Annotated in this window: 19 protein-coding genes and 2 pseudogenes; 14 read left to right on the top strand and 7 right to left on the bottom strand. The window is 67.3% G+C overall.

Annotated features, from left to right (window positions below; translation table 11 throughout):
- Positions 1-69: 69 nt before the first annotated feature.
- The 4 genes and pseudogenes from AB0C22_RS16675 to AB0C22_RS16660 form a co-directional block, all read left to right on the top strand.
- Positions 70-837, top strand: a pseudogene (locus AB0C22_RS16675) (ComEC/Rec2 family competence protein); the annotation flags it as partial.
- Between the two features lie 29 nt (positions 838-866).
- Positions 867-2,291, top strand: a complete 1,425-nt coding sequence (locus AB0C22_RS16670; protein ID WP_357535710.1) for a recombinase family protein — start codon at positions 867-869, stop codon at positions 2,289-2,291.
- Between the two features lie 125 nt (positions 2,292-2,416).
- Positions 2,417-3,916 (top strand): serine/threonine-protein kinase, encoded by a 1,500-nt coding sequence (locus AB0C22_RS16665; RefSeq protein ID WP_357535708.1) that lies wholly within the window; start codon positions 2,417-2,419, stop codon positions 3,914-3,916.
- Between the two features lie 1,188 nt (positions 3,917-5,104).
- Positions 5,105-5,419, top strand: coding sequence for a hypothetical protein (locus AB0C22_RS16660; RefSeq protein WP_357535706.1), 315 nt, complete (start codon positions 5,105-5,107; stop codon positions 5,417-5,419).
- A gap of 717 nt (positions 5,420-6,136) precedes the next feature.
- On the opposite strand, the gene AB0C22_RS16655 is transcribed toward AB0C22_RS16660, so the two are convergent.
- Positions 6,137-6,811 carry a recombinase family protein gene (locus AB0C22_RS16655; RefSeq protein WP_357535704.1) on the bottom strand — a complete coding sequence of 225 codons (675 nt, stop codon included), beginning with the start codon at positions 6,809-6,811 and terminating at the stop codon, positions 6,137-6,139.
- 319 nt (positions 6,812-7,130) lie between these two features.
- Here AB0C22_RS16655 and AB0C22_RS16650 point away from each other — a divergent pair, with 319 nt between their 5' ends.
- The 5 genes from AB0C22_RS16650 to AB0C22_RS16630 all read left to right on the top strand — a co-directional run bounded on the left by AB0C22_RS16650 (position 7,131) and on the right by AB0C22_RS16630 (position 12,036).
- A complete protein-coding gene (locus AB0C22_RS16650; RefSeq protein WP_357535702.1) occupies positions 7,131-7,625 on the top strand; it encodes a DUF4365 domain-containing protein in 495 nt (164 codons plus the stop codon).
- A 34-nt stretch (positions 7,626-7,659) separates the two neighbouring features.
- Complete coding sequence (locus AB0C22_RS16645) at positions 7,660-8,748, top strand: hypothetical protein (RefSeq protein ID WP_357535701.1); 1,089 nt, start codon at positions 7,660-7,662, stop codon at positions 8,746-8,748.
- A complete protein-coding gene (locus tag AB0C22_RS16640) occupies positions 8,748-10,130 on the top strand; it encodes a PIN-like domain-containing protein (RefSeq protein WP_357535700.1) in 1,383 nt (460 codons plus the stop codon). Before AB0C22_RS16645 ends, AB0C22_RS16640 begins: the two co-directional genes overlap by 1 nt.
- 186 nt (positions 10,131-10,316) lie before the next feature.
- Entirely contained in the window at positions 10,317-11,429 is a 1,113-nt protein-coding gene (locus tag AB0C22_RS16635) for a hypothetical protein (RefSeq protein WP_357535698.1), read from the top strand.
- Between the two features lie 325 nt (positions 11,430-11,754).
- Complete coding sequence (locus AB0C22_RS16630) at positions 11,755-12,036, top strand: hypothetical protein (RefSeq protein ID WP_357535696.1); 282 nt, start codon at positions 11,755-11,757, stop codon at positions 12,034-12,036.
- Positions 12,037-12,783: 747 nt separating this feature from the next.
- On the opposite strand, the gene AB0C22_RS16625 is transcribed toward AB0C22_RS16630, so the two are convergent.
- The 4 genes from AB0C22_RS16625 to AB0C22_RS16610 are packed head-to-tail and all read right to left on the bottom strand — an operon-like array spanning position 12,784 to position 15,987.
- A complete protein-coding gene (locus AB0C22_RS16625; RefSeq protein WP_357535694.1) occupies positions 12,784-14,505 on the bottom strand; it encodes a DUF87 domain-containing protein in 1,722 nt (573 codons plus the stop codon).
- Positions 14,502-15,167 carry a DUF2637 domain-containing protein gene (locus tag AB0C22_RS16620; RefSeq protein ID WP_357535692.1) on the bottom strand — a complete coding sequence of 222 codons (666 nt, stop codon included), beginning with the start codon at positions 15,165-15,167 and terminating at the stop codon, positions 14,502-14,504. The genes AB0C22_RS16625 and AB0C22_RS16620 overlap by 4 nt, the downstream gene beginning before the upstream one ends.
- Positions 15,164-15,310, bottom strand: a complete 147-nt coding sequence (locus AB0C22_RS16615; RefSeq protein ID WP_357535690.1) for a hypothetical protein — start codon at positions 15,308-15,310, stop codon at positions 15,164-15,166. The genes AB0C22_RS16620 and AB0C22_RS16615 overlap by 4 nt, the downstream gene beginning before the upstream one ends.
- Entirely contained in the window at positions 15,307-15,987 is a 681-nt protein-coding gene (locus AB0C22_RS16610) for a helix-turn-helix domain-containing protein (RefSeq protein WP_357535688.1), read from the bottom strand. The genes AB0C22_RS16615 and AB0C22_RS16610 overlap by 4 nt, the downstream gene beginning before the upstream one ends.
- 104 nt (positions 15,988-16,091) lie before the next feature.
- Between AB0C22_RS16610 and AB0C22_RS16605 the strand changes: the two are divergent.
- From AB0C22_RS16605 to AB0C22_RS16595, 3 genes and pseudogenes are all read left to right on the top strand, one after another.
- Positions 16,092-17,672: pseudogene (locus tag AB0C22_RS16605) on the top strand (ComEC/Rec2 family competence protein); the annotation flags it as partial.
- Positions 17,673-17,895: 223 nt separating this feature from the next.
- On the top strand, positions 17,896-18,876 hold the full coding sequence (gene holA, locus AB0C22_RS16600) for a DNA polymerase III subunit delta (RefSeq protein ID WP_208570124.1): 981 nt from the start codon (positions 17,896-17,898) through the stop codon (positions 18,874-18,876).
- A gap of 80 nt (positions 18,877-18,956) precedes the next feature.
- Positions 18,957-19,385 carry a hypothetical protein gene (locus AB0C22_RS16595; protein WP_208570149.1) on the top strand — a complete coding sequence of 143 codons (429 nt, stop codon included), beginning with the start codon at positions 18,957-18,959 and terminating at the stop codon, positions 19,383-19,385.
- A gap of 175 nt (positions 19,386-19,560) precedes the next feature.
- On the opposite strand, the gene rpsT is transcribed toward AB0C22_RS16595, so the two are convergent.
- Both rpsT and AB0C22_RS16585 read right to left on the bottom strand, forming a co-directional pair.
- Positions 19,561-19,827: a 30S ribosomal protein S20 gene (gene rpsT / locus AB0C22_RS16590; protein WP_067311213.1), complete on the bottom strand. Its 267-nt coding sequence runs from the start codon at positions 19,825-19,827 to the stop codon at positions 19,561-19,563.
- 155 nt (positions 19,828-19,982) lie between these two features.
- On the bottom strand, positions 19,983-21,152 hold the full coding sequence (locus AB0C22_RS16585) for an aminoglycoside phosphotransferase family protein (protein ID WP_357535686.1): 1,170 nt from the start codon (positions 21,150-21,152) through the stop codon (positions 19,983-19,985).
- A 127-nt stretch (positions 21,153-21,279) separates the two neighbouring features.
- On the opposite strand from AB0C22_RS16585, the gene AB0C22_RS16580 reads away from it, so the two are divergent.
- The gene (locus AB0C22_RS16580; protein WP_357535684.1) at positions 21,280-21,816 is read left to right on the top strand and encodes a DUF4240 domain-containing protein; all 537 of its coding nucleotides are present in this window, start codon (positions 21,280-21,282) and stop codon (positions 21,814-21,816) included.
- A gap of 181 nt (positions 21,817-21,997) precedes the next feature.
- A complete protein-coding gene (gene lepA, locus AB0C22_RS16575; RefSeq protein WP_219464288.1) occupies positions 21,998-23,875 on the top strand; it encodes a translation elongation factor 4 in 1,878 nt (625 codons plus the stop codon).
- Positions 23,876-24,233: the final 358 nt, after the last annotated feature.

Below are 24,233 nucleotides of genomic sequence, written 5' to 3'. Positions count from 1 at the left end.
CCCTACCGGACCCCGGCCGGGACGCCGCTCACCGACCCCGGCGGTCCTGCCTCCGACCGGACCCCCGACCTGCGACTGGCGGGGCTGGCGGTGGCGGCCTGGCTGGCGGCGCTGAGCTGCCTGCACCTCACCACCCGCACGGCGGTCCTGCTCGCCGCATCCGCCGCCGTCCTCGCCGCGCTGCTCGCCGGGCATCTGCACGGCGTGCTGGGCACCCCGGCCACCCCGGTCCGCCGGTACGGCTGGATCGCCGTCGCCGTGTTGCTCGGCGTGGTCTGTGGCAGCACCGCCACCGGAGCCCGCCTGCACGTGCGGGACGCCGCCCCGGTGCGTGCCCTGGTCGACGACCGGGCCCGGGTCACCGCCGACCTGGTGCTCCGCGACGATCCCCGCCCGGTACGCGGCGCACCCGGCCGCCCGGCGACCCTGCTCGTCACGGCGGACCTGGCCACGCTCACCGACCCCGAGGGGCACCGCCTGCGGGCCCCGGTACGCGTGCTCGTGCTCGCCACCGACCCGACCTGGCGTGGTCTGCTGCCCGGACAGCGACTGACCGCCCAGGGGCGGCTGGCCGCACCCCGGGGCGGTGACCTCACCGCTGCCGTGCTGAGCGTGCCCGGTCCACCGGTGCGGCACGGGCCACCGCCGTGGCTCCAGCGTGCCGCCGGCACCCTGCGGGCCGGTCTGCACCGCGCCTGCGCCCCACTCCCGCCCGACCAGGGTGGTCTGCTGCCCGGCCTGGTCGTCGGGGACACCAGCCGGTTGCCGGCCACCGTGGAGGAGGACTTCCGCGCCACCGGGATGACCCACCTCAACGCGGTGTCCGGTGCGAACGTCACTTAGGGGTAGTGCTACGGTACCAGGTCATGCGAGCGGTGATCTACACGCGGGTCTCATCCGACCCGAACAACCTCGGGCGAAGCGTCGATGAGCAGGAAGCCGACTGCCGTGCAGTCTGCCAGCGGGAAGGCTGGCAGGTCGTACGAGTGTTCTCCGACAACGACCGCTCAGCCAGCCGCTACGCGAAGAAGGAACGACCGCAGTATCAGGCGCTGCGTGCCTACCTTGAGGGCGGCAAGGCGGACGTGCTGGTGATGTGGGAGGGCAGCCGGGCTCAGCGAGACTTGGAGGCGTACCTCTCGCTACGCAACCTGTGCGCTCGGGACGGGATCGGCTACAGCTACTCGGGCAAGCTGTACGACCTGACCCGCACGGATGACCGCTTCACCACCGGCCTTGACGCTCTGCTCGCCGAGCGGGAAGCCGACGTCACCCGAGACCGGGTGATGCGCGCGGTACGCGCCAACGCTGCGGCAGGGAAGCCCCACGGCCGGCTGCTCTACGGCTACCGGAGGGTGTACGGGGACACCGGGCAGTACGTCGCTCAGGTCATTCACGAGGAACACGCCGAGGTGATCCGGGAAGCTGCTCGACGGGTGGCCAGCGGAGAGCCGTGCCGGTCGATCGCGTTGGACTTCAACCGTCGGGGGATTCCTACGCCAAGGGGTGGCGAGAAGGGGTGGAGCCTGAGCCAGATCGGCCGGATGGTGCAGAACCCCGGGTACATCGGGAAGCGGGTGTACCTCGGGAAGATCGTGGGCGATGCTGACTGGCCACCCCTGCTCGACGCAGAGACGTACGCGGTGTGCCGGTCGATCCTGACGGACCCTCGGCGGAAGACGCAGCGAGACACAGCCGTACGCCATCTGCTCTCAGGCCCTGCGCTCTGCGACGTGTGCGACTCCCGGCTACGGGTGCAGAAGAACCGGACGCACTACGGCTACGTGTGCGCCGAACGGTTCTGTGTCTCGGTGAAGACGACGGTGCTTGAGCAGTTCGTTGTAGCCGTGCTCATGGGCCGGCTATCCCGGCCAGATGCGCTCGACCTACTCGCCCCGCCAGAGGACCGGGGAGCGGTTGAGCGGGCGCGAGAGGAAGTCAAACAGAAACGGGCACGGCTGACTGAGTGGTACGCAGCAGCCGCACGCGACGAGATCACGCCCACCGGCCTGGCTGCTATCGAGCGGACTTTGCTCGCCGAGATCGATGATGCCGAACAGCGTGCGGAACATATTGAGGTGCCTCCGCTGGTCCGCAACCTGGTCGGCCCGGCCGTTGAGCAGAGATGGGAACGACTGACCATCGGCCAGCGGCGCGAGGTGGTGTCCCTTTTGCTTGAACTACGCGTCGGCAAGACGTACCGGGGTGCGCGTTCGCTCGACCCTGCCAGGTTGGGCAACTCCCGGTGGCGGGGGGACTCGCAGACGTGGGCGGAGCGTGGGTTGGTCTGACTCGGCCGCCTGGTCGATCTAGCCGACGAACGGGATCAGCCGGCCGGGACGCGACGCAAGCCCAGGTCCACACGGGACGTTGAGTAGGCTGGTCACAGGGCGACTGGCAGAGAGGTAGGGGCAAGGTGGGGGAGCGGTTGTTGCTCGCGAGCGAATGGACGCTCGGTGAGCGCATCGGGCGTGGCGGCTTCGGAAGGGTGCTGGAGGCGAGTTCCGACCGGGTTCCGAACGCCGTAGCGAAGCTTGTGCCGAAGGGCCCAGGAGCTGAGCGGGAGCTGCTCTTCGTGGACCTTGCCGGGGCTCAGAACGTTGTGCCCATCATTGACAGCGGCGAATGGCGTGACAACTGGGTCCTTATCATGCCGAGGGCTGACAAGTCGCTGCGTGATCACATCAAGAGCGCGCAAGGCCGGCTCCCACTAGGCGAGGCACTGACCATCCTTGCGGACATCGCAACTGCCCTAAGCGACTTGCGCGGCAAGGTCGTTCACCGTGACCTCAAGCCCGAGAACGTCCTCCTGCTCGACGGTCGCTGGTGCCTGGCCGATTTTGGCATCTCCCGATACGCCGAAGCTACAACGGCACCGGACACCCAGAAGTACGCGAAGACCCACCCATACGCCGCACCTGAGCAGTGGCGAGGGATCAGAGCAACCTCTGCTACAGATGTCTACGCCCTCGGGGTGATCGGGTACGAGTTGCTTGCGGGGAACCGGCCCTTCCTTGGCCCAAGCGAGCACGACTTTCGCGAACAGCACCTGCACAAGAACCCCGAGCCGCTCAGCGGCGTTCCCCTGCCGATCGTTGCGCTGATCGACGAATGCCTCTTCAAGGGGCCGGATGCGAGACCGAACCCCTCCAACCTGCTCGCTCGCCTGACGCGAGCGGTCGAGGCAACGCCATCGGCTGGCTTGGCACAGTTGCAGCAGGCGAACCTTGCTGAGGTAAACCGGATCAGGGATGAGGAACGCGCAGCATCCGAAGCCCGCTCGGAAGAGGAGCGGAGGGAAGAACTGGCTCAGGCAGGAATTCGATCGTTGATCCGAATGATGGACTACCTGAAGGATTCCATCCTTGCGAACGCTCCCGCAGCAGCCTGCAGTGTAAACATCCCCAAGACCCGGCCGTCCCCGGAAGGCTGGGTCATCGGACTAAACGAGGCACGGCTGACCTTCGAGGCCCCGGTTTCACTGGAACGGCATGCCTGGGGGCATCATCCTGGAGCTGTCTTCGATGTCGTGGCGCACGCAAACTTACGTCTCATCACATCTAACAACCACGAAGGCTACCGAGGGAGAAGCCACTCCCTCTGGTACTGCGATGCGCAGACGGCCGGTGAGTACCACTGGTACGAAACGGCCTTTACGCATTCGCCGACCTTGGGATCAGGTCACGTCCCGAACGACCCGTACGCGCTAAACCCTGCAACTGACGCGGCGGACGCCATCGGTCCCGGGCTCACGCGAGTGCAGGTAGCGCGGCCGTTCACCCCTCTGTCGATCGATGCGATGGATGAGTTCGTCGACAGGTGGGCAGGCTGGCTTGCGCTGGCATCCCAGGGCAAGCTGCAGCGGCCCATGCTGATGCCCGAGAAGCAGGCGAAGGGAAGCTGGAGAGTTCGGTGAGGATGACCCTGGGGGTGTAAAACCCCTTGGCCAGGGGCTACGTTGCTGGTGAGGTGCCGGATCTGGTCACTGTTGCAAGGTCGACCAGCCCGGGACGCCGGGAGTCGGGTTGCCGGATCGCTCCGACAACCCCGCCTTCTCCCTGTCCGCCTACATGTGGTGCCTCGTGTTCCGGTGGTGGCAGTCCTGACGCGGGTTGGCCCGCGCTGGTCTCTGAGTCGTGGTGTTCGGCCATGAGATGCTGTGGTCTCGGCGGTAGGGCGGGGAACGTGGCCGCCCAGGACTGCCCGACGTGCACCGGCCCTGTTGGGGCCCGATAAGCTACTCAAGTAGCCCCGGAAACGGGAACCAGCCACGTCGAACGGGTCCAACGATTGGACTCGTTCTTTGTCTCTACGGGCGCAAGCCGTCTACACACCTTCTCTTCCGACTGGGGGGTAAGTCTGTCCATTTCTAGGGGCCGCGCATCCAATCGCGGCAGATCAGGCATGCTCAAAAGTGCCGAGTTGGAAGCGTGCATTCGGCGAATTGCTAATGGGGCCCCGCCTCTTTCGTCGGAGCAGCGGGCGCGACTTAGAGGGCTGTTCGGGCACGCTCAGTGAGAACAAAGCGGAGTCTGCATCGTGACGCAAGAAATGATCACGCTCCTTGAGTGCCTAGTGATTGCCGCCGCCAATATTTGCGAACCGCAGACCGTTTGCACGGGCAAGGGTTAACCCTGCCCGAAGAAAGGACGTCAAAATGACACAGGAAGTCATCAGGCTGCTTGAGCGGCTGGTTATCGCCATTGAGGAAGGCAACGCGCTAAAGCGAATCGATATGCGCCGTTTGGGTGCTCTGCCGGATGACGGCAGACCTCCTAAGCGGCGGTAGGCAAGGAGGATGCAAGCAAGCATGAGAGAACCGACGTGCCCGCACGGCACTAAGACGCTTTCCCCTGGTGGGGAATTCTGGAACTGTCCGGCTCCACTGGGCACGGTGGGCACCTGCCCGCCGGAGCGTGTGAACGCCGGACCGCCTCAAGGTGCGGTCATCCGCCCCCGGGAATCGACCGTCACGACCAGGGCCCCGACGCGGGCCCCCACCCGTAAGCCCCCGACGGGGGCCCCGAGGATCCACGGTGACTGGCGCATCCGGTGGCGGCAAGCCGTAATGACGGTGAAGCGTCCCAACGGCCGGAATTTGACCATGACGGCGTTGAAAGCTGCCGTTGCGATCTCTGACTCGTTCGCTGACAAGCCAGTGCCCCCGCCGACCCGGGGCACATGGGTGCCTCAGGACGAGATGGTGAGGCGTACTGGCCTGTACGACCGGAAAGAGTTCAAGACCGGCTACCGCGAGCTTGAGGCTGCCGGGCTGCTGCGGGTGCTGACCGGCGACCAGGCGGAGAAGCACGTTGCCGCCTCTATGGGCGACACGTACGACCCTGGCAAGCGTCCCCAGAACCGGACGGTCTACCTCCCTGTGCTCCCCCGGGATCAGGGGGGGTGGTCACCCCCGTGAGGTAGGGGGGTGGGAGAGGGGGGGTGGTCACCCCGCCATATCTCTCCAAAGAGAGAGGGAACCTCTGTTGAGGTTCCTACTAAGCTATAAACCGAAGAGGGGCCTAACGGCCCCGTCTGTATAGCTCTCTTGGTTCGAAGCTTCGCTCTCAGCCTGACGGCTGACGCTCGCTGATGCCGGGGTGGAGTTGAACGACACCACGGAACTATTGGGCAGCTAGCGGCTGCCCTACTACTGACATCCCAACCAATCCACCAAGGCAAACCAGCGTGTCCGGGCCTGCTTGCCGGGGGCAGACGGGTACGTTGCCCGGCATGGCGGTTACTGATGAGCGAGGACGAACGCTCTCCTGGGTGTGCGGCGGGTGCGATGAGTACATGGTTGTCGGCACCAAGCCCTCTCAGGCACCCCGTCTCGCAGGGGCACCCATTCTCGCAGACGACACTGTGATGGTGGACTACCAGCATGGGCAACCGAGGTATCGGCTGTGGCATCGCGGGTGCATGACGGTGGTAGCGGAAGCCTAACTTAAGAGGGGAGGGGGGTCGAAACTTTGACCGATTCCCCTCCCGGACCCATCAATTTAGGCGCGTGTACGTCTCCGGGATTGCCCCGAGTATGTGGGAATTCCATCAGCTCGGATGTGATCCCCTGCAATCCATCGGATTACTGATCAATGGTTGCCGGGGGTGCGGGCATCACCCCCGATCAGCCCAGTTAGACCGTCACAGGCTCTTGAGAAGCCAGAACAGCCCGCACCGTAGACGGGTACCACTTCTTTCCGCCCTGAGCCGTAGGGACGCTCTCAGCGTTCAGCTCACGGGCGATGCTGGCGAGGCTCTTGCCGTCCGCGTGGTCAGTCATGATGCGGGTACGGACCTCAGCCGGAAGGGACGCCGGCCGGCCGAGACGAACCCCGGCAGCCTTCTTGGCTGCCAGGCCCTCACGGGTGCGCTGACCGATGATGCGCCGCTCCCACTGAGCGGCAGAGGCCATGACCGAGGCGAGAAATTCACCAGCCGGGGTGGCAAGGTCGATGCCGAGGTCAAGGGCAATCAGGTTCCAACGCTTGGACCGTGCGCGCTCCATCAGGGCGGCGAAGTCGATCAGGGACCGGGAAAGCCGGTCCAGCTTCGCGACCACCAGCGTTTCGGCCTGCCGGGACTCGATCAGCTCCAACGCCTCGGCGAGGCCAGGGCGACCCTCAAGCGACTTCCCGGAAGCAGCCCTGTCGCCCTTCCAGGCCACGATGGTCCAGCCCCGCCGGTCCGCTTCCGCAAGGATGGCGGCCCGCTGCGCCGCGAGTCCCGCACCGGACTCCGCCTGCTCATCAGTCGAGACGCGGATGTAGGCAACAGCAGTGTTCGCAGGGGCGTTCTTCACTCGGGCCATGTGTTGATCATACAGCAAACGTCCGATTGCTGTATGAACTCTCTGCTCTCTCGCGAGATGCGTCGCTAGGTCACGCGCGATCGGGACGGCCAGCGATTGGACAGTCGTAGTCGGCTTGCTGAAACCCTGCGGCAGCCGGGCGGGCCTCAAAAAGGGAGTATTTGGCCATGCCAGACAGTCAGCTGTCCTCAACCCGACATTGACAAAATGGCGTCGCTACCTCTCGCAGGCCAGCCCGGGTCTGTCATCTCACTGAAGTCTTCCCAGATGCCGCCTTGATCGATATGTTGCCTTTTTCAGGGGAGGCATAGGGAGCCGCATGAAGGCGGAGACTTGGCAGAAGGAGCAGATCAGTTGCGCCTACCTGCACGCCATCGCCGCGCGTGAGGGTTTCACGGTGGCAAGCTGGAACGTTGACAAGGACGGGGTAGATGCAACGATCCGCAGGGGCGGTCCCATGGTGGACATCCAGCTCAAGTGCACGCAGCGAGCCCGGACAACGGGTGAAGCTCACTCCTTCGACCTGGACGTAGCTACCTACGACAAACTTCGAGCCCCAGACAGGTCAGCGCCTGGCTATCTCGCAGTGGTAATAGTCCCACCTGATATCGAGAGCTGGATTGTGCATGGCGATGAAGACCTGCTGCTGCGGTGCAGGGGCTATTACGCACGTATCCAGGACTTGCCCGATGCGGCCGGGCAGTCCACCGTGGCGATTCGCCTGCCGTTCGAGAATCGCCTAGACGGTAAGGCGCTCCAATCGATGATCGATCACTCCAGGCAGCGCATCCTCGGCGGGCGGCCTCATGATTGATACGGACATCGACCTCGCGCACATCATCAGCTATATGAGCAACGCCGGCTGGCAGCGGTCCGCTGCTGGCGATGTAGCCGAGTTCTGGACGAAGAACAACGAGTTCGAGGTGCTGGTACCTCGGAGACGGAACGCACCCGACTTCGAGGCGCGACTAAATATCCTTACCCTCGACCTCGAAAGGGTCGAGGAAAGGCCGGCAACCGCCATTAGGGACGACATAAGTAGACAGTTCCTAGACATCACGCATGTTCGAGCTGAACATGAGTTTGGCGAGATGTTCATCCCGCTGGACGCCGGACACAAGCTCTTTGCCACGGCCAAGGACTTAGTCGTTTCAGCAGCCGCCTCAACGCTCCATCGCCGTGGATACTATGGCCGGTCGATGCCGAGAAGTGCCAGAGAGCAAGCCAAACGCACACTTGTGGGCCACACACGTCCAGGTTCATACATTGTGCCTGTCATAACCCAAGCCCGCCTGCCTGAACTGCCTTGGCAATCCGACCAGCCACACCTAATCGAGCATGTCGAAGCCGCCGCCTTCGAGCGTCGCGCAACGACGACCTTGGCACACGCCCTAGGTGCCCTTGAAGAGATCGCCACTTCCCGTAGCCGGCCGAGTGTCCGGGTGGTTAATGAGGCCGTTGGCGAAGGTCTTTCTTTCGAGATGTGCCGGGCTATCAGCCGACCCCTGCAAGACAGCATCATTCACAAGGTGAACGTGGACATCGCTTGGGCACCCGGAGTTACCGCCCCGGCTGGGGCTGGCACCTCGTTCAACTTCCCGAAAGAGTCTGCGGATAACCTGAAGGTTATCTCTGCAACCTTGAAGAATGACCCTCTGGACAGCCAAGAAGTCATCTACGGTGTGGTCGTCAGCCTGAAGAGCCGAAGTGGCGACGATGGGGGCCGAGTAGAGGTGGAGACCCTCATAGACGGCGCGAAACGTCTGGTTCGAATTGAGCTGAGCGAGCAAGCCTACGAAATTGCCCGAACGAGCCACAAGCGTAGCCCGGTGGTCGCCAGAGGCACCTTGCACAGAAATCCCGGCCGAATGGCGGTGATGGAGGCTGCGTTCTTTGAGCGTGACTTGTCCCTCCCTCTTGAGGAGTCGATACAGTAATGACGGATCGGCAGCCGGTGGAGCTCGCAGAAATATTCCCTGGATGGTTCGGGCACAGCATCGAGAACGACCTATTCTTTGAGCGTGGCCTCGTCACGCTGGATGCAAACATCCTGCTTGCTCTCTACCGGATATCTCCAAAAGCGCGCCGCGAATTGCTGTCAGTCCTGACAAAACTGGGTGACCGCCTATGGGTACCCCACCAGGCAAGCCTTGAGTTCGCCAGAAGTCGCACGAAAGTTATAGCGGACCGTAACGCAAAGTTCACGAACGTAAATCAATCGCTGCGGAATGCGTGCGACAAAGCGGCAGCCGAACTTAACTCAGCAGTTGGCACCCTGAAGCGTTTGCGAAGTTCGGTAGTTTCCTTCAATGACTGGAATGAGAGCGACCACGGACTCACGCATGAGGAGATCAAGCAGGCGGTAAGGGCTCTGATTCGGCCCGCTCTTGATGAGCATGACCGATTGAAGGAAGAGCAGGACCTTTCTCCGCAAGACGTTCGCGATCAAGACGATCCAGTGATGCGAGAGCTTCGCCCTCTTTTGCGAGGTCGCGTGGGTTCAAGGTACCCGGCCCCTAAGCTGCATTCCTTAATCGAGCACGCCGTTTCGTTTCGGTATCCTAACGAGATACCGCCAGGCTATCTCGACCTTAAGACGAAGCTCCCCGCCCGAGCTGCGGGAGACTTCATCTTATGGAGCCAGTTGATAGACCATGCTCGACTACTGGGCCCGGTGCGCGACATGGTCATCCTGATTACGAATGACGCAAAGCCCGACTGGTGGGAACTAGACAGCAAAGGAAATCCCGTTGCTCCGCGTCGAGAGTTGGTTCAGGAATTCTACGAAGAAGCCGGCTCGAAGCTGCTAGTGCTTCGACTTGATCAATTTCTCGAAGGTTCCCGTAGCTACCTTGCCGAAGACGTGTCGCCCGAGACGGTTGAAGAGGCACGGGACGTCGTCTCAGAGGACCAAGCGGCGGCGCTGGAGTTAGACTCCACTAAGAGTCGATTTGTTCAAGACTTCAGCTATGAGGAGTTGTTAGATTTTGTCATTGTAATGTTCACTTCCCTTGGTCATGACATAGTTGCTTCGCCGGACATGTCCTTCGCTGACCTAATCCTCGAACGAGAGGGAAAACGTTCCGCCATCCGCGTCAAGAAGGCGGATGTCGTTTCTTCTAGCGAGGTAAACCGCATGGCCGAGGCCATCGCAGTGACCAAGTCGGAGAGAGGGGCAATCATAACCAATGGAATCTTCAGCGGGGCCGCCGAGGTGGCTGCATTAAATGCCCGCACCCAGATCGTTCTGGTGGATGGGAACAATTTGCAGCAGCGATTGGATGAGATTTTCCCGTCACAACGAGAAGGCGGCAAATGAGCGGTCCATGATGTCGGGGTCTATAGGCGATCGGATCACCCGGCGGAGGGGCCCGGCAGGGGCAGACGCTAGCCACCAGCTTCCGTAGGCTGCTATCGATCGATCACCGTGGGTGAGACTAGATATCTGGCGAGCGGGAGGCCGCATGGGAGCACCAAGATTGGGCATTCAGTTGGAGCCGGTGGCATGAGCGGCGATTTCTTCGTGGCCCCTGCGGGACTGAACGGCTTATACAACCTGCTCCATCGCGCGTCTGAGGATGCGGCGGACGCCCACGGCTACACCGCACGTCACTGTGATCTAACGTTCGATCAGCGGGGCTTGCTGCTGATGCTCGCCGGCCCGCACCGCACCGCCTACCGGCGCATGACGGAGGGCTTAGAACGGCTCAAGACCCTGACCGCTGGCGCAGCAACTCAGGTCAACCTGGCGCAGCGGGAGTACGCCGCTTCCGATGCGTCTGCGGCGGCCAGGTTGGACCAGGGCTATCCCGGTGCCCGTGACCCGGCACGGCTGCGCGGCACCCTTGCCGGCCCCGTCCGGCCGGATCTGTGGCCTACTGTGCCCCGTGTGTCGTTCGCTGATGTCGCCGAGCCAGCGGCGCGGTTGGTGGCCCCGAACTACGCCACCGGCATTGAAATGTTTCAGCTCAACCCGCTGGCCGATCTGATCAGCCCGGCGGCGTGGCTGAGGCAGGTCAGCGTCTGGCTGTTCGGGGAAGACCCGTTCGAGGGCTGGGGCCAGGCGTTCAGTGGTGACTGGGACGCCTACGTACGGTGTGCCGCCGCGTGGCGGATCATCGGTGACGCGATGGACGATCTCGGCCGCAACCTGATCAACGGTGCCGCTGACGTGCCCACCGTGTGGCGCGGCAACGCGGCGGAGGCCGAACAGGAGTACCAACTGTCTCTCGGCATCGCCGCGCAGGCCCTACATCCTGTCTGTGACCAGTACGCCGACCTCTACACCCGCGCAGCCGAGGCCGCGAAACAGCTCTACTCGGTGGTTACCGGTCTGATCAGCAAACTGATCGACGTGCTGATCATCGTCAACGCCGCGTCGGCGGTGGGCACGGCCACCATCGAGACCGGGGTCGGCCCTGTGCTCGGCTACGGAGTCGCCGCGTACTACGCCTGGCAGGCGTACGACTTGTACAACGAGATTTCGACCTTCTACGGCAACGCCGAAGCGACCTTCAAGGGCATCGCTGGCTCCATCGAAGTCGTCAAGGCGGGCATGGAAGTTGCGTCGCTGCCGGATTTGAAGCCCTACCAGCACCCGGGGCAGGCTCCGCGATGACTGACGACATCACCCGAGATCCGCTCGCCCGTGCCGTGCTCGCCAAGCTGGCCCGTACCCGGGGCCCCAACGACCCCCTTGGTTCGCTGGCACAAACGGTCCTCAGCGGGGAAGCGGACCTCTCTACCGCTGCGTCGATGTCCTGGCATGGCACCGCACTACACGCCGCATTCGCTGAGGCCATGGCCCGTCGTGATGCGATGTCACCTGAGGAGCGAGCCGAGTTCGAGCGGCAGGCTCGACTGCTGCATGATGCTGGCGACTTGGCGTTACCAGGCTCGGACGGCACGGCCGACCCGGGCCACCTTGAGGAGGGCCGACCACGATGAGCGTTTGGAAGCGGTGGAGGATCGCCTTTCCGCTGCTCGCCCTCAGCCTGCTGATGTTCGTGCCGGCAGTGTTCGGCACTTGGGCTTGGTGGTCTGAGAACGGCACGGCGTACCGGGTGCTGTCGGTCTTCATCTGTCTGGTCGTCGCCGGCTGCGTCGGCGTCTCCCTGTCTGTCGGCATCAAGCGGGCTGAGGATGTGCCGTGGCTCCGTATCGGGCTCGTCGCCCTGGGCGTGCTCGTCACCTGTGGACTGGCTGTCGTCCGCGACTCGGTGTGATTGAGATGGCTCGGCGGGCCCGCCTCCGGCCTGCATGAAGCTACGCGCAGACACGTCGGTCCTGTACCACTGACGCCAACGCTCAAGTTGCGAGCGCCCGATCCCAAGATGCGGGAAGGTTTCCACGGTAGTCGGCCGCACCGCACTGCGGCGTCTGACCGTCCTTCGAAACGTGGGCGGGAGGGCCTCCGTGAGGCCCGGTGACAGGCTCTCTTTAATTCCCAGCGGGCGCTGGTGTCCCAAGATAAAGAGAAATTTCTACGAGCCAATCAGGGCTGCCTGCAGCGCGCTCCCTACCCACTGGCCTGCTTGACCCACTCTCCGCAATGGACAACTATTAGCAGTCGACGACGTCGAGCCATCATTGGCCCGAAAGAAGCGACGCCCGGGATTGCCCCCCAGGCGTCGCTAGCAACTCCGTCGTCTTTCCAGTGGTGACGAACTTATAGGAGCCAGTTTGAATCTACACAAACTAAAGAACGGGGTCAACGCAAGCAAGGACGCTGAGGACAAGACTTCCCACGATCATGATGAGGATCATGCGGAAGAGCAGGAACAGCGACACAGGCGGCGGCTTGAGTTCATGCGCGCGATGCTGCCTATCCTGCAAGCCGCAGCGGGACTGTTAGGTTCCGTGGGAAGCCTGGTCGCTGTCTTCCTCAAGAACTAACGGTGCAGCGAAGGGCCCGGCTTCGGTCGGGCCCTTCTCGCACACTACGGCCGGCCCTCGATACCTCACCTACCTGCTCAGCGAACAAGATCGTGTCGCGTGTATAGGTCGGCGTTCCCCTGCTTGCCCTTTGCCTGAGGTACATGACCCACTCGTCGCTGTAGCCGCTTTTTGGCTGCGTCGTGCGACCAGGGCAGCACTCCGGCGTCTACCGCCTGCCGCAGCGTCAGGAAGTCCCCGGCAGGGATTGATGGGCTGCTGACCTGGGATGTCTCCGGGGACCGGGGACACGCAAGCTGTCGCGCCTCGCTCGCCGTCAGATAGGCCACCTGTGTCTCTGTCACCTGGTCGCCTATGACCACTTGCCACCGGCCACGGGCCCGGGACGCACGGGGCATGGCTGCTTGCGGGGCAAGCATCTTCCAGGCGTTGGCGGTGTACCGGGCGAGGCAGCGCACCCCGAAGTTCTCCCGGCTCTCCGGTCCGCCGATGGCTCGGGCGGTCAGCATTTGAGCCACGCCGATTACGTTGACCTTGGCGCTGCGTCCCATGAACAGCAGTTCGCCGAGCGCCCCGACAGCCGGGGACCGCTTCGGGTCGCCCTTCTCCCGGTTGTCCGTCCACCAGTTCGCGAGCTGCGTCAGGGTGGCGTTCAGTTCCTCGCAGATCACCAGCACGCGGGGGCCGGGGTTCCAGTCGTCCGGGGCGTGGAAGGCGAGCGTGTTCCGCTCGTCGGCAAGGGCAGCCAGCTTGACCAACGCGGCGTGCATCTGCGCTGGCTTGGTGCAGTAGTCGACCCCGCCCGCCCCGAGCGCCCAACGGTGCGACCCCTTGCGGTCCAGGATCACCACCTGGCCACCACGGCGAAGCACCTGCACCGCGATGAGTTGGGCAAGCACCGACTTGCCCGCACCTGTACCGGCAGAGACCGCGATGTGTGGGGAGTCGTCGTCAAGGCTGATGGTCACCGGCTGGTTCCCAGCACCCTGCCCGAGGTAGAAGACAGCGTCATCGTCCGGCAGGTGCGCGGCTACCTGGTCGACGCCTACCCGGGCCGGCGGACGCTTGCGCACAGTCCAGACGGCGCGCACCCGAGGGCCGACCTGGTGCCACGTCTCCACCAGGTCAGTAACGGGAATCTTGCTGCCGATGATCGAAGAGACCAACTGCCGCTGTTCCTTGGTCAGGTACGGGGTGTCTGCGGTCAGCTCGATACGCGGCCCCTGGTCGCCATCGACGGGCCGGCGGAACACGGCCAGCTTGGACGTGACCGGCTCGGCGGTGCGCTGTACCGACCACGCCGCCCGCTGAGCACGCTCAGGAAGCCACCTGATGATCGGCTCAACGTTCTCCCCGTACCAGGTCCGCACGGCTGTCTCCGCCGGGCTCAGCGGCTTCACGAGTCGGGGCGTGAGGTTGCCGAGCGGGGGATCAACGTGCAGGCGTACGCCGGTCTGCATCCCCATTGCCGGGGCGAGGGCAGCCAGGGTCGGCGCGATGTACTCCCGGTTGAACCGGCGCATCGTGAGCCGTCGCCTGAGCCGGTAGCTGGCCACCAGTGCAGCCGACCCGACCGACCAGCCGACCTGCTCAGGCTGAGCCACAGCCAACACGGCGATAGCCGGTACGCTGAGCCGGATCACCTGCCGTTGCCAGCCGGCCAGCCGGCCCGGTCCACGGTGTTGGTACGGATAGCCAGGCTTGCCGCTGAGCGGCCTACCGGAGGCGTACCGATAGGCCACCCGCGACACGGTGTGCTGCCGACGTAGCCGGCGGATCAGCCGCTCAACCTCGGTCATGCCGCCACCCCCGCCAGTTCGGGCGTACGGCCAGCGGAACGGGACGGCCGGTACCGCTTCACCGTCGCCACAGACACCCCGGCAAGCTCCGCGATCCGGGGGTGAGTCGCTTCGGGCTCGGCCAAGTGAGCCGACATGACCCGGTCAGCCGACGTGCCGGTGACCCGCTTGCGGGTCGGCTTCGTGGTCTGCTCGACCTGCTCGACGGCAACCGGCTCGGCTACGGGCTCAGGCTCGACGGCAACCGGCTCAGCGATGGTGGCCAGCTCGACCTGCTCGACGGGCTCAGTGTGGATCAGCTTGCCTCGACGGCTCAGCACCTCGACGGCCAGTAGGAATGCGACCGGCGGAACGGCAGCAACCGCTCGTGCCGTCCAGGTCGGCTGAGCCGACGCGATGTTGGCGGCAAGGGTGGCGATGATGCCGAACACCACGGCCAGCCGAGCGGACAGACGAGGCTTCCGGTTGCTGCGCTTGTCGTCCAGCATCGCCAGCGTGCCGACCAGGATCAGACCATCGATGGACAGAGGCAGCACCGACGCAACCGAGACGTGCTCACCGGCCGACCGGGCAACCGCGTAGATGTGGGAGAACGAGGCGTACCCGGCAACCAGCGCAACCAGGCCGGTGGTCAGGCGAGAGGTGACGGCGGTCGGGTTCACGATCGGATCTCCTTGCGGGTGGCGGTGGCAATCTGGTCGGCGTGCTGGTTGACCAGCAGGCGAGCGATGGCGAACGGCGAGAGCATCGCGACGGGTCCGCCGATGAGGACCAGGGCGAGCGCGTAGACGGCGGTGGCGTTCATCGGCCATCCACCAGAGCCTCGGAGCGGCACGCGCCGCAACGGCCGGCAGGCATCCCCCGGTGCGTCGGGCACTGCGCCACGTCCCGCTGGACGGGCAGGGCAGCGCCGGTCAGAGCCCGGGGGGTGAAGGTCTTCTTGCCGCTGATCTTGGGAGAGGTCTCTCCCGCGCTTGCGCGGTTGAGGGTTCTTTGACGGTTCAAGGACGGTTCGTGTGAAGCAGGCTTCACCCCGGTCGGTACTGCACTTCCTGCCGCTCGGAAGCCTGCTTCACCCCGGTCGGTAACCGGGAGGAAGTCAGCTTCACCCCGGTTATCCACAGCCTCGGGAACCTTGGTCGGCTTGCCGGATGCCGGCTCGGCGAATGGGTCGAGCGAACCGGGAACGGTCCGCCGACGCTCCATCGCGAGATCCCAGACAACCGGCCGTCGGTCGGTCGGCAGGTGTAAGACGTGCCGCTGGTCGCCCCGCCGGATGATCCCAAGGCGTTCCAACTCCTTGATGTCGTTCGCCACCGCGCGGACCGACTTGCGGGCGTAGTGGGCGAGCCGTTCCCGGGACGGGTACGCGGCCCGGCCGTTCGCGTGGGCGTGGTTGGCGAGACCGATCAGCACGGCCAAGCAGGAAGGGGGTAGGTCGGGCGCGTCGTTCAGCGCCCAGGTCAGGGCCTCTACACTCATGGGCGGGCGGACCTCCTGTGTCCGTCAAGGCCCCGGGTAACAGGTGTTCCAGCACCTGCCGGGGCCGTTCTTATGTCTTCGACTCACCTCCCTAACTGACGTTCTCCGGGTCGAACGTGGCGATCGTGGTCGGCGCGGTGCTGCTGCTGGCCCGCTGGGTCCGGGCCGGTCCCCGGCTGGCGGTGATCCTCTGTGGGCTCGCCCTGATCGGTTTCGTCGTCCTGGTCCGCCCCTCGCCCAGCGTGGTCCGGGCGGCCACCATGGGGGCGATCGGGCTGGCCGCGTTGGCTGCCGGGCGTCCCCGGGCGACCCTGCCTGCGTTGGCTGCGGCGGTGGCCGTGCTGGTGCTGGTCGACCCGGAGCTGGCCGGTGACGCCGGTTTCGCGCTGTCCGTACTGGCCACCGGTGGGCTGCTGCTGCTCGCCCCGGGCTGGCGGGACGGGCTGCGTCGCCGGGGCGTACCGGCGGGGTTGGCGGAGGCGCTCGCCGTTCCGGCGGCGGCCCAGCTCGCCTGCGGGCCGGTGGTGGCGGGCATTTCCGGCACGGTGAGCCTGGTGGCCGTACCGGCGAACCTGCTCGTGGTGCCGGCTATCGCCCCGGCCACGGTGCTGGGGGTGGCGGCGGCGGTCGTCTCCCCGGTGTGGCCGGCCGGTGCGGAGTTCACCGCCTGGTTGGCGAGCTGGCCGGCCTGGTGGCTGGTCACCGTGGCCCGGGTCGGGGCCCGTCTGCCGGCCGGCACCCTGCCCTGGCCGGGCGGACTGCCGGGCGCGTTGCTGCTGGCCGGGCTGACCCTGGGGTTGTTGCTGGCCGTCCGCCGCCCGTTGGTCCGCCGGCTGGTGGCGGTCGGTGCGGTGGCGGTGGTGCTGGGCACCCTCCCGGTCCGGCTGGTCGCCAGCGGGTGGCCGCCACCCGGGTGGGTGGTGGTGGCCTGCGCCGTCGGCCAGGGAGACGCCCTCGTGTTGCCGGTGACGGCAGGCCGGGCGGTGGTGGTGGACGCCGGCCCGGAGCCGTCGGCGGTGGACGGCTGCCTGCGCCGGCTCGGCGTCCGGGAGGTTTCGCTGCTGGTGGTCAGCCACTTCCACGCCGACCACGTCGGGGGTGTGGCCGGGGTGTCCCGGGGCCGACGGGTGGCCATGGTGGTCGCCCCGGCGTTGGCCGAGCCGGCGGCGGGACGGGAGTCGGTGACGCTCGCGGCCGGTGCCGCGCGGCAGGTGGTGCCGGCGGCGGGCTGGTCGTACCGGTCGGGTGGGGTGGAGTTGGTCGCGCTCGGTCCGCCCTATCCGATGCGGGGCACCCGGTCCGACCCGAACAACAACTCCCTCGTCCTGCGGGCCACCGTGGCCGGTGTCCGCATCGTGCTGCCGGGGGACGCGGAGACGGAGGAGCAGCGGGCACTGCTGGACCGGACGCCGCCGCAGGAACTGCGGGCCGAGGTGCTCAAGGTGGCCCACCACGGCAGCGCATACCAGGAGCCGGCCTTCCTCGATGCGGTCCGGCCGATGGTCGCGTTGGTGCCGGTGGGAGCCGACAACGACTACGGCCATCCGAGTCCGGTGATCCTGGATCGGCTCACCCGAGCCGGTGCCCGGGTGCTGCGTACCGACACCGACGGGGACGTGGCGGTGGTGCTGCGGTCCGGCCGGCTGGCAGTGGTCGGTCGGGGCCTGCCCCCGGGTCGCCGCTGACCCGGGTGGGACGAAACGGTGCTTCCGGGCCTGCCCCGGTTGGTGGGGTGGGCGGCTGGCCAGCCCGGGGCAGGCCGGACGAAGGTGAAGGGAAATCAGGAATCAGAGCCATATTGCGCCTACTGCCCGACAATCAAGGTAAATGTCTATATTTGCGCTGAGTGCGGGGTGGGCCGTCGCAGCCGTCGACGAGCAGGCACGATCAGCCGCCGAGCGTGCCAAGATGAGCGACGTGACCGGCGTCGACCTTGCTCCTATTCTGCTCGTCCTCGGCGACGAGGAGCTGCTCGCCACGCGCGCGGTGAGCGAAGCCGTGGCGAAGGCCCGTAGCGTCGACCCCGAGGTCGACGTCCGGGAATACCAGGCCGGGGCGTTGGCCGTCGGCGAGATCGCCGAGATGCTCAGCCCGTCGTTGTTCGGCGGGCGGCGGGTGCTGGTGCTGCGGTCCGCCCAGGATGCCCGCAAGGACCTGGTCACCGCCCTGCTCGGCTACGCGAAGAACCCCGACCCGGACGTCCAACTGGTGGCGCTGCACCTGGGCGGGGGCAAAGGCAAGGCGTTCGCCGACGGGCTGCGCGCCGCCGGGGCGACGGTCATCGCGGCGGCGAAGCTCAAGGGGCACCGCGAGCGGGTGGCTTTCGTCCGCGACGAGATCCGCCGGGGCGGTGGCAGGTGCACCGACGACGCGGCCGACGCGTTGATCGCCGCCGTCGGCACCGACCTGCGGGAGCTGGCCGCCGCCTGCTCCCAGCTGATCGCCGACACGGATGGGCGGATCGGCGCGGACACGGTGTCCCGCTACTACCGGGGTCGGGTCGAGGTGAGCGGCTTCACCGTCGCCGACGCCACCATGATCGGCGACGTCCCCGCCGCGCTGGAGGCGTTGCGCTGGGCGCTGCACGTCGGGGTCGACCCGGTGCCGATCGCCGACGCCCTCGCCGACGGGGTCCGGACGGTGGCCCGGGTCGCAGCCGCCGGCCGGGGCGATCCGTACCAGCTGGCGAGCACCCTCGGCATGCCCGCCTGGAAGATCAAGAATGCCCAGCAGCGGGCCCGGGGCTGGACACCGGAAGGGCTGGTCGAGGCGATGCGGGCGGCGGCCGAGTGCAACGCGGCGGTCAAGGGCGGTGCCGACGACCGGGCGTACGCCCTGGAGAAGGCGGTCTTCTCGGTCGCCGCCGCCCGGCAGGGCACCGCCCGGTGACCGGCCCGATCCGCCCGGCGGCCGGCCACCTGCGGCAGGTGGATGGCGTGCACCGGCCGGTGAGCGGGACCACCCGCCCGGTGACGGGGCACGGCCGGCCGGGCTGGTCGACCGTGCCGGCGGACGACCAGCGTTACCGACCGCTCTACGCCCGGCTGCTCGGCCTGCGCTTCGTCAACCCGGGTGGGGTGCTCTGCTTCCTCTTCTTCGAGGGGGCGGTGGCGCTCGCGGTGCTTCTTGCCCTGGCCGAGTTGGTCAACTGGTGGGCGGTGCCGGTGCTGCCGATGGCGGTGGCGGTCATGGTGAAACTCAACGACGAGGTCGCCGAGCGGGTGGTCCACTCGGCGGCGCTGGTGCCGGAGCAGGAGCGGGACCGGTTCCGGCGGCAGGTCGAGCCGGTGGTCGGACGCGCCCGGGTGCCCTACGCCCTGCCGGGCGCGATGGTCACCACCGCACCTGCCCGCTGGGAGCCGGCCGACTCGCCGCCCCCGCCCGTCTCCCGCAGGTAGACCCGACCCGCCGCCCCGCCCGTCTCCCACGGGTAGACGCGACTCGCCGCTCGTCTCTCCCGGGTAGACCTGACTCGTCAGGGCAGCGCGGACGACGGGTCGAGGCCCGGAAAGTACGAAGCCGTAGGCCCCGGAGCACTGCTCCGGGGCCTACGGTCGGGTTTGGGTCGCTCGGTCAGGCCGAGAGCGAGCCGACGCGCTTCGAGATGGCCGACTTCCGGTTGGCCGCCTGGTTGGCGTGAATGACGCCCTTGCTGGCGGCCTTGTCGAGCTTGCGGGCGGCGTCACGCATCAGGGCGGTGGCCTTCTCGGCGTCACCGGCCTCCGCAGCCTCGTGGAACTTCCGGATGGCGGTCTTCAGCGACGACTTGACCGACTTGTTACGCAGCCGGCGCTTCTCGTTCTGCCGGTTGCGCTTGATCTGGGACTTGATGTTCGCCACGCGACAGCCTCGTCTTGATAGCTCGGTTTGGTCTGCATTACCGCGCGCGACGAGCATGCGTCATCGCCACGCGAAAAGCCAGGCTACCAGGTCGGTCCGGACGAGCCAAAACGCCCCACCCCCGCCCGGACCGGCCAGCCCGGCACGGCAGGTGGTCACCACCAGCCCTGCCGGGCGGCGAGCCAGCGCAGAGCCTGCTCCCCGCTGAACCGTCGATGCACTCCCAGCAGCGCGGACGGGCCCGCCGCCCCCGGGCCGCCCGCCCCCTGGGCAGCCGCCGGGTAGCCCCCGGCCGGTGGGGAGCCCCCGGCCGGTGGAGAGCCGCTGGCCGCCGCGAGGCAATCAGCCGCTGAGGAGCCGGCGACCGTTGAGAGGCCGCCAGCCGGCGGGGGGCCGCCAATCGGCGGGAGAGCGTCAGCCGGCGGGGAGGCGGCGGCTGAGGGTGGGCCGGCGGCGGTGAGGTAGTAGCCGCAGAGGGCGGCAAGCGTCACGTCCAGGGCGTCGGGCGGGGCGTCGGCCGCCGCCGGGTGGGCGGCGAAGGCCGCATCCAGGTCCACCCGGTCGCCGTACCCGGTGATCAGGAGGCCGGCCAGGTCGAACCAGGCGGGGCCGTGGCAGAGCCAGTTCCAGTCGCAGAACCAGGCCCGCCCGGCTGGGTCGAGCAGCACGTTGTCCAGCCGCAGGTCACCGTGGGCCAGGCCGGGTGCGGCTGCCGCGTAGCCGGGCAGCCGGGACTCCAGCGCGACGAGGTCGGGTAGCCGGTCGCGGGCCGCCGGGGGCAGTGCGGGCATCGGCTCCCGGCCGGCGGCCACCTCACCCCACCAGAGGATGTCGTCGCGGGCCAGCTGGGCCAGCCGGGGGAGGCCGAGGGCGGTCAGTGCGGCCGGCGGGTCGACCAGCGCGGCGGCCACCTCGGCGTAGCCGGTGAGCACGGCGGCCAGGTCGGCCGGGTCCCAGGGCAGGCGGGGCGTCCGCCCGTCCAGGGCGTCGAGGCCGACCGCGTACCAACCGGCCGCGTCGAGCGCCCAGCGTGGGCGGGGGACCGGCAGGCCGGCCGGCAGCCGGGCGAGGACGGCCAGCTCGCGGGCGTACCAGTCGGCCAGGTGGCGTTGCCGGGCCAACTCGGCGGCCTTGACGAAGACCCGGGTGCCGGCTGCCGTCTCCAGCACGGCGGCGAAGCCGCCGGTGAAGCCCGCGGTCGCGGTCCGGGCCGTGACCACCGGCGCACCGAGCCGGGCGGTGACCGCGTCCCGCAGGCCGGCGGGCAGCTCCCGCCAGTCGGGCCGCACGGCGGTGCGGTGGTACGGCGGCGGCGTCGTGGACACCCCACCATCGTGCCCGGTCGGGCCGAACCGGGTGCACCGCCGACCCGCGCGGCGCGTGCGCCCCGGCCGGGACGACGGTGGCCCGGCGTCGACCGGGTGCCGGCGGGGGTCTGGGAGACTCCAGGCCATGAGGACCGACGACTTCTGGCAGCTGATCGACCAGGCCCGGGCCGGGGGCGGGGGCGAGGCCGGCGCGGTCGCCGCCCGGGCGGTCGCGCTGCTCGCCGAACGCACCCCGCAGGACATCGTCGGGTACGCGCACCACCAGCAGCGGGTGCTTGCCGCTTCCTACCGGGTCGACCTGTGGGGTGCGGCGTACCTGATCAACGGGGGTTGCTCCGACGACGGGTTCGAGTATTTCCGGGGTTGGCTGATGACCCAGGGGCGGGCGGTCTTCGCCGCCGCGGTGACCGCGCCGGATTCGTTGGCCGAGGTGCCCCGGGTCCGGTCGGCGGCGCTCAGCGGTGAGGAGTTCGAGTGCGAGGACATGCTGGCGGTGCCGTGGGACGCCTACCGTAAGGCGACCGCCACCGACCTGCCGGCGGAGCGGGACCGGGTGCCGGTGCCCGACCTGAACGACTTCTGGGACTTCGACGACGAGCAGGAGGCCCGCCGTCGGCTGCCGAAGCTCGCCGCCCTCTTCGTCGAGCCGCCCGAGGAGTGAACCCCGCCGGGCCCGCCCTCTCCGTCGAGGTGGCCGAGGAGTGCACCCCGCCGGGCCCTGCCGCGTCGGGTCCGGTCCGGGTACCCCAGGAGTGATCGGACCGGGTTCGCGGCGACGTGGGAGCATAGAGGGGGCCGGCGTGCGTCGGCCCGCTCCCGTCAGCCGACCAGAACGGACCGCTGTGCCACCGACGCTCGATCCCGGCGCGAACGCTCCTGGTGCCACCGACCCGGCGCGCATCCGGAACTTCTGCATCATCGCCCACATCGACCACGGGAAGTCGACCCTGGCCGACCGGATGTTGCAGCTGACCGGCGTGGTCGATCCCCGGCAGATGCGCGCGCAGTACCTCGACCGGATGGACATCGAGCGCGAGCGCGGCATCACCATCAAGAGCCAGGCCGTCCGAATGCCGTGGACCATCCGCGAGGGCGAGCGGACGGGTGAGCAGGCCGTCCTCAACATGATCGACACCCCGGGCCACGTGGACTTCACCTACGAGGTGTCCCGGTCGCTGGCCGCCTGTGAGGGGGCGCTGCTGCTGGTCGACGCCGCCCAGGGCATCGAGGCGCAGACGCTGGCCAACCTCTATCTGGCGCTGGAGAACGATCTCAAGATCATTCCGGTGCTCAACAAGATCGACCTCCCGGCCGCCCAGCCGGAGAAGTACGCCGAGGAGCTGGCCCACCTGATCGGCGGCGACCCGGCCGACTGCATCAGGGTCTCCGGCAAGACCGGTGACGGGGTGCCGTACCTGCTCGACGAGATCGTCAGGCAGTTCGTCCCGCCGGTCGGTGACGCCGACGCGCCCGCCCGCGCGATGATCTTCGACTCGGTGTACGACGTCTACCGGGGCGTGGTCACCTACGTCCGGGTCATCGACGGCCGGATCAGCGCCCGGGACCGGATCAAGATGATGTCCACCGCCGCCGTGCACGAGCTGCTGGAGATCGGCGTCATCTCGCCCGAGATGGTCAAGGCCGACGCGCTCGGCGTCGGCGAGGTGGGCTACCTGATCACCGGTGTCAAGGACGTCCGGCAGTCCCGGGTCGGTGACACCGTCACGATCAACGCCCGGCCGGCCACCGAGGCGCTCGGCGGCTACAAGGACCCCAAGCCGATGGTCTACTCCGGCCTCTACCCGATCGACGGCTCGGACTACCCCAACCTGCGTGAGGCGCTGGACAAGCTCAAGCTCAACGACGCCGCGCTCGACTACGAGCCGGAGACGTCCGGGGCGCTCGGCTTCGGCTTCCGCTGCGGCTTCCTCGGCCTGCTGCACCTGGAGATCATCCGGGAGCGGCTGGAGCGGGAGTACAACCTCGACCTGATCTCCACCGCCCCGAACGTGGTCTACCGGGCCATCACCGAGGACGGCCAGGAGATCGTGGTGACCAACCCGAGCGAGTACCCCACCGGCAAGATCGCCGAGGTGTACGAGCCGGTGGTGCGGGCCAGCGTGCTCACCCCGAACGACTACGTCGGCGCGGTGATGGAGCTGTGCCAGGGTCGGCGCGGCAGCCTGCTCGGCATGGAGTACCTCTCGGCCGACCGGGTGGAGCTGCGCTACACCCTCCCGCTCGCCGAGATCATCTACGACTTCTTCGACCAGTTGAAGAGCCGCACCAAGGGCTACGCCTCGCTGGACTACGAGCCCACCGACGAGCAGGCGTCCGACCTGGTCAAGGTGGACATCCTGTTGCACGGTGAGCCGGTGGACGCGTTCAGCGCGATCGTGCACAAGGACAAGGCGTACAACTACGGGACCACGATCGCGGCGAAGCTGCGCACCCTGATCCCGCGCCAGCAGTTCGAGGTGCCGATCCAGGCGGCCATCGGCAGTCGGGTGATCGCCCGGGAGACCATCCGCGCCATCCGCAAGGACGTGCTGGCCAAGTGCTACGGCGGTGACATCAGCCGTAAGCGCAAGCTGCTGGAGAAGCAGAAGGAGGGCAAGAAGCGGATGAAGATGGTGGGCCGGGTGGAGGTGCCCCAGGAGGCATTCATCGCCGCGCTCTCCTCGGACTCCGGCGACGCCAAGCCGGCCGGCAAGAAGTAGCCGCCCGCAGCGGGCGCGTACGCCCGGCCCGTCGGCTCGGCCGCGCCCGCGCCGCACGGCCGGTCCAGGTGTCCCACGACGGCCGGCGGACCCGGTGTTCCGACCGGGCCGCCGGCCGTCGGCATGCGCGCCCCGGTGTCGTACGGACGAATTTTTCCGCCCCGGCGTCGCTGCCGGATGGGCTGGCGCGAGTGCCCTGAGCTGCACGGACATCGACGGCCGGCGAACCGACGCAGCGGTGGTCGATCGACGTGCGGCGACATGTGTGGTGGTGAGTCGGTTTGGTTTTCCGGCGGGTCGGGAATCTAGCTGTCACGACAGGAACCACACATACCGTGTGACTCAATCTTCAGGAGGA

This window comes from Micromonospora sp. NPDC048894 (assembly GCF_040649765.1).
Classification (GTDB): Bacteria; Actinomycetota; Actinomycetes; order Mycobacteriales; family Micromonosporaceae; genus Micromonospora; species Micromonospora antibiotica.
The sequence above is the reverse complement of the archived record's forward strand: the minus strand, read 5'-3'. Positions and strand labels throughout refer to the sequence as shown.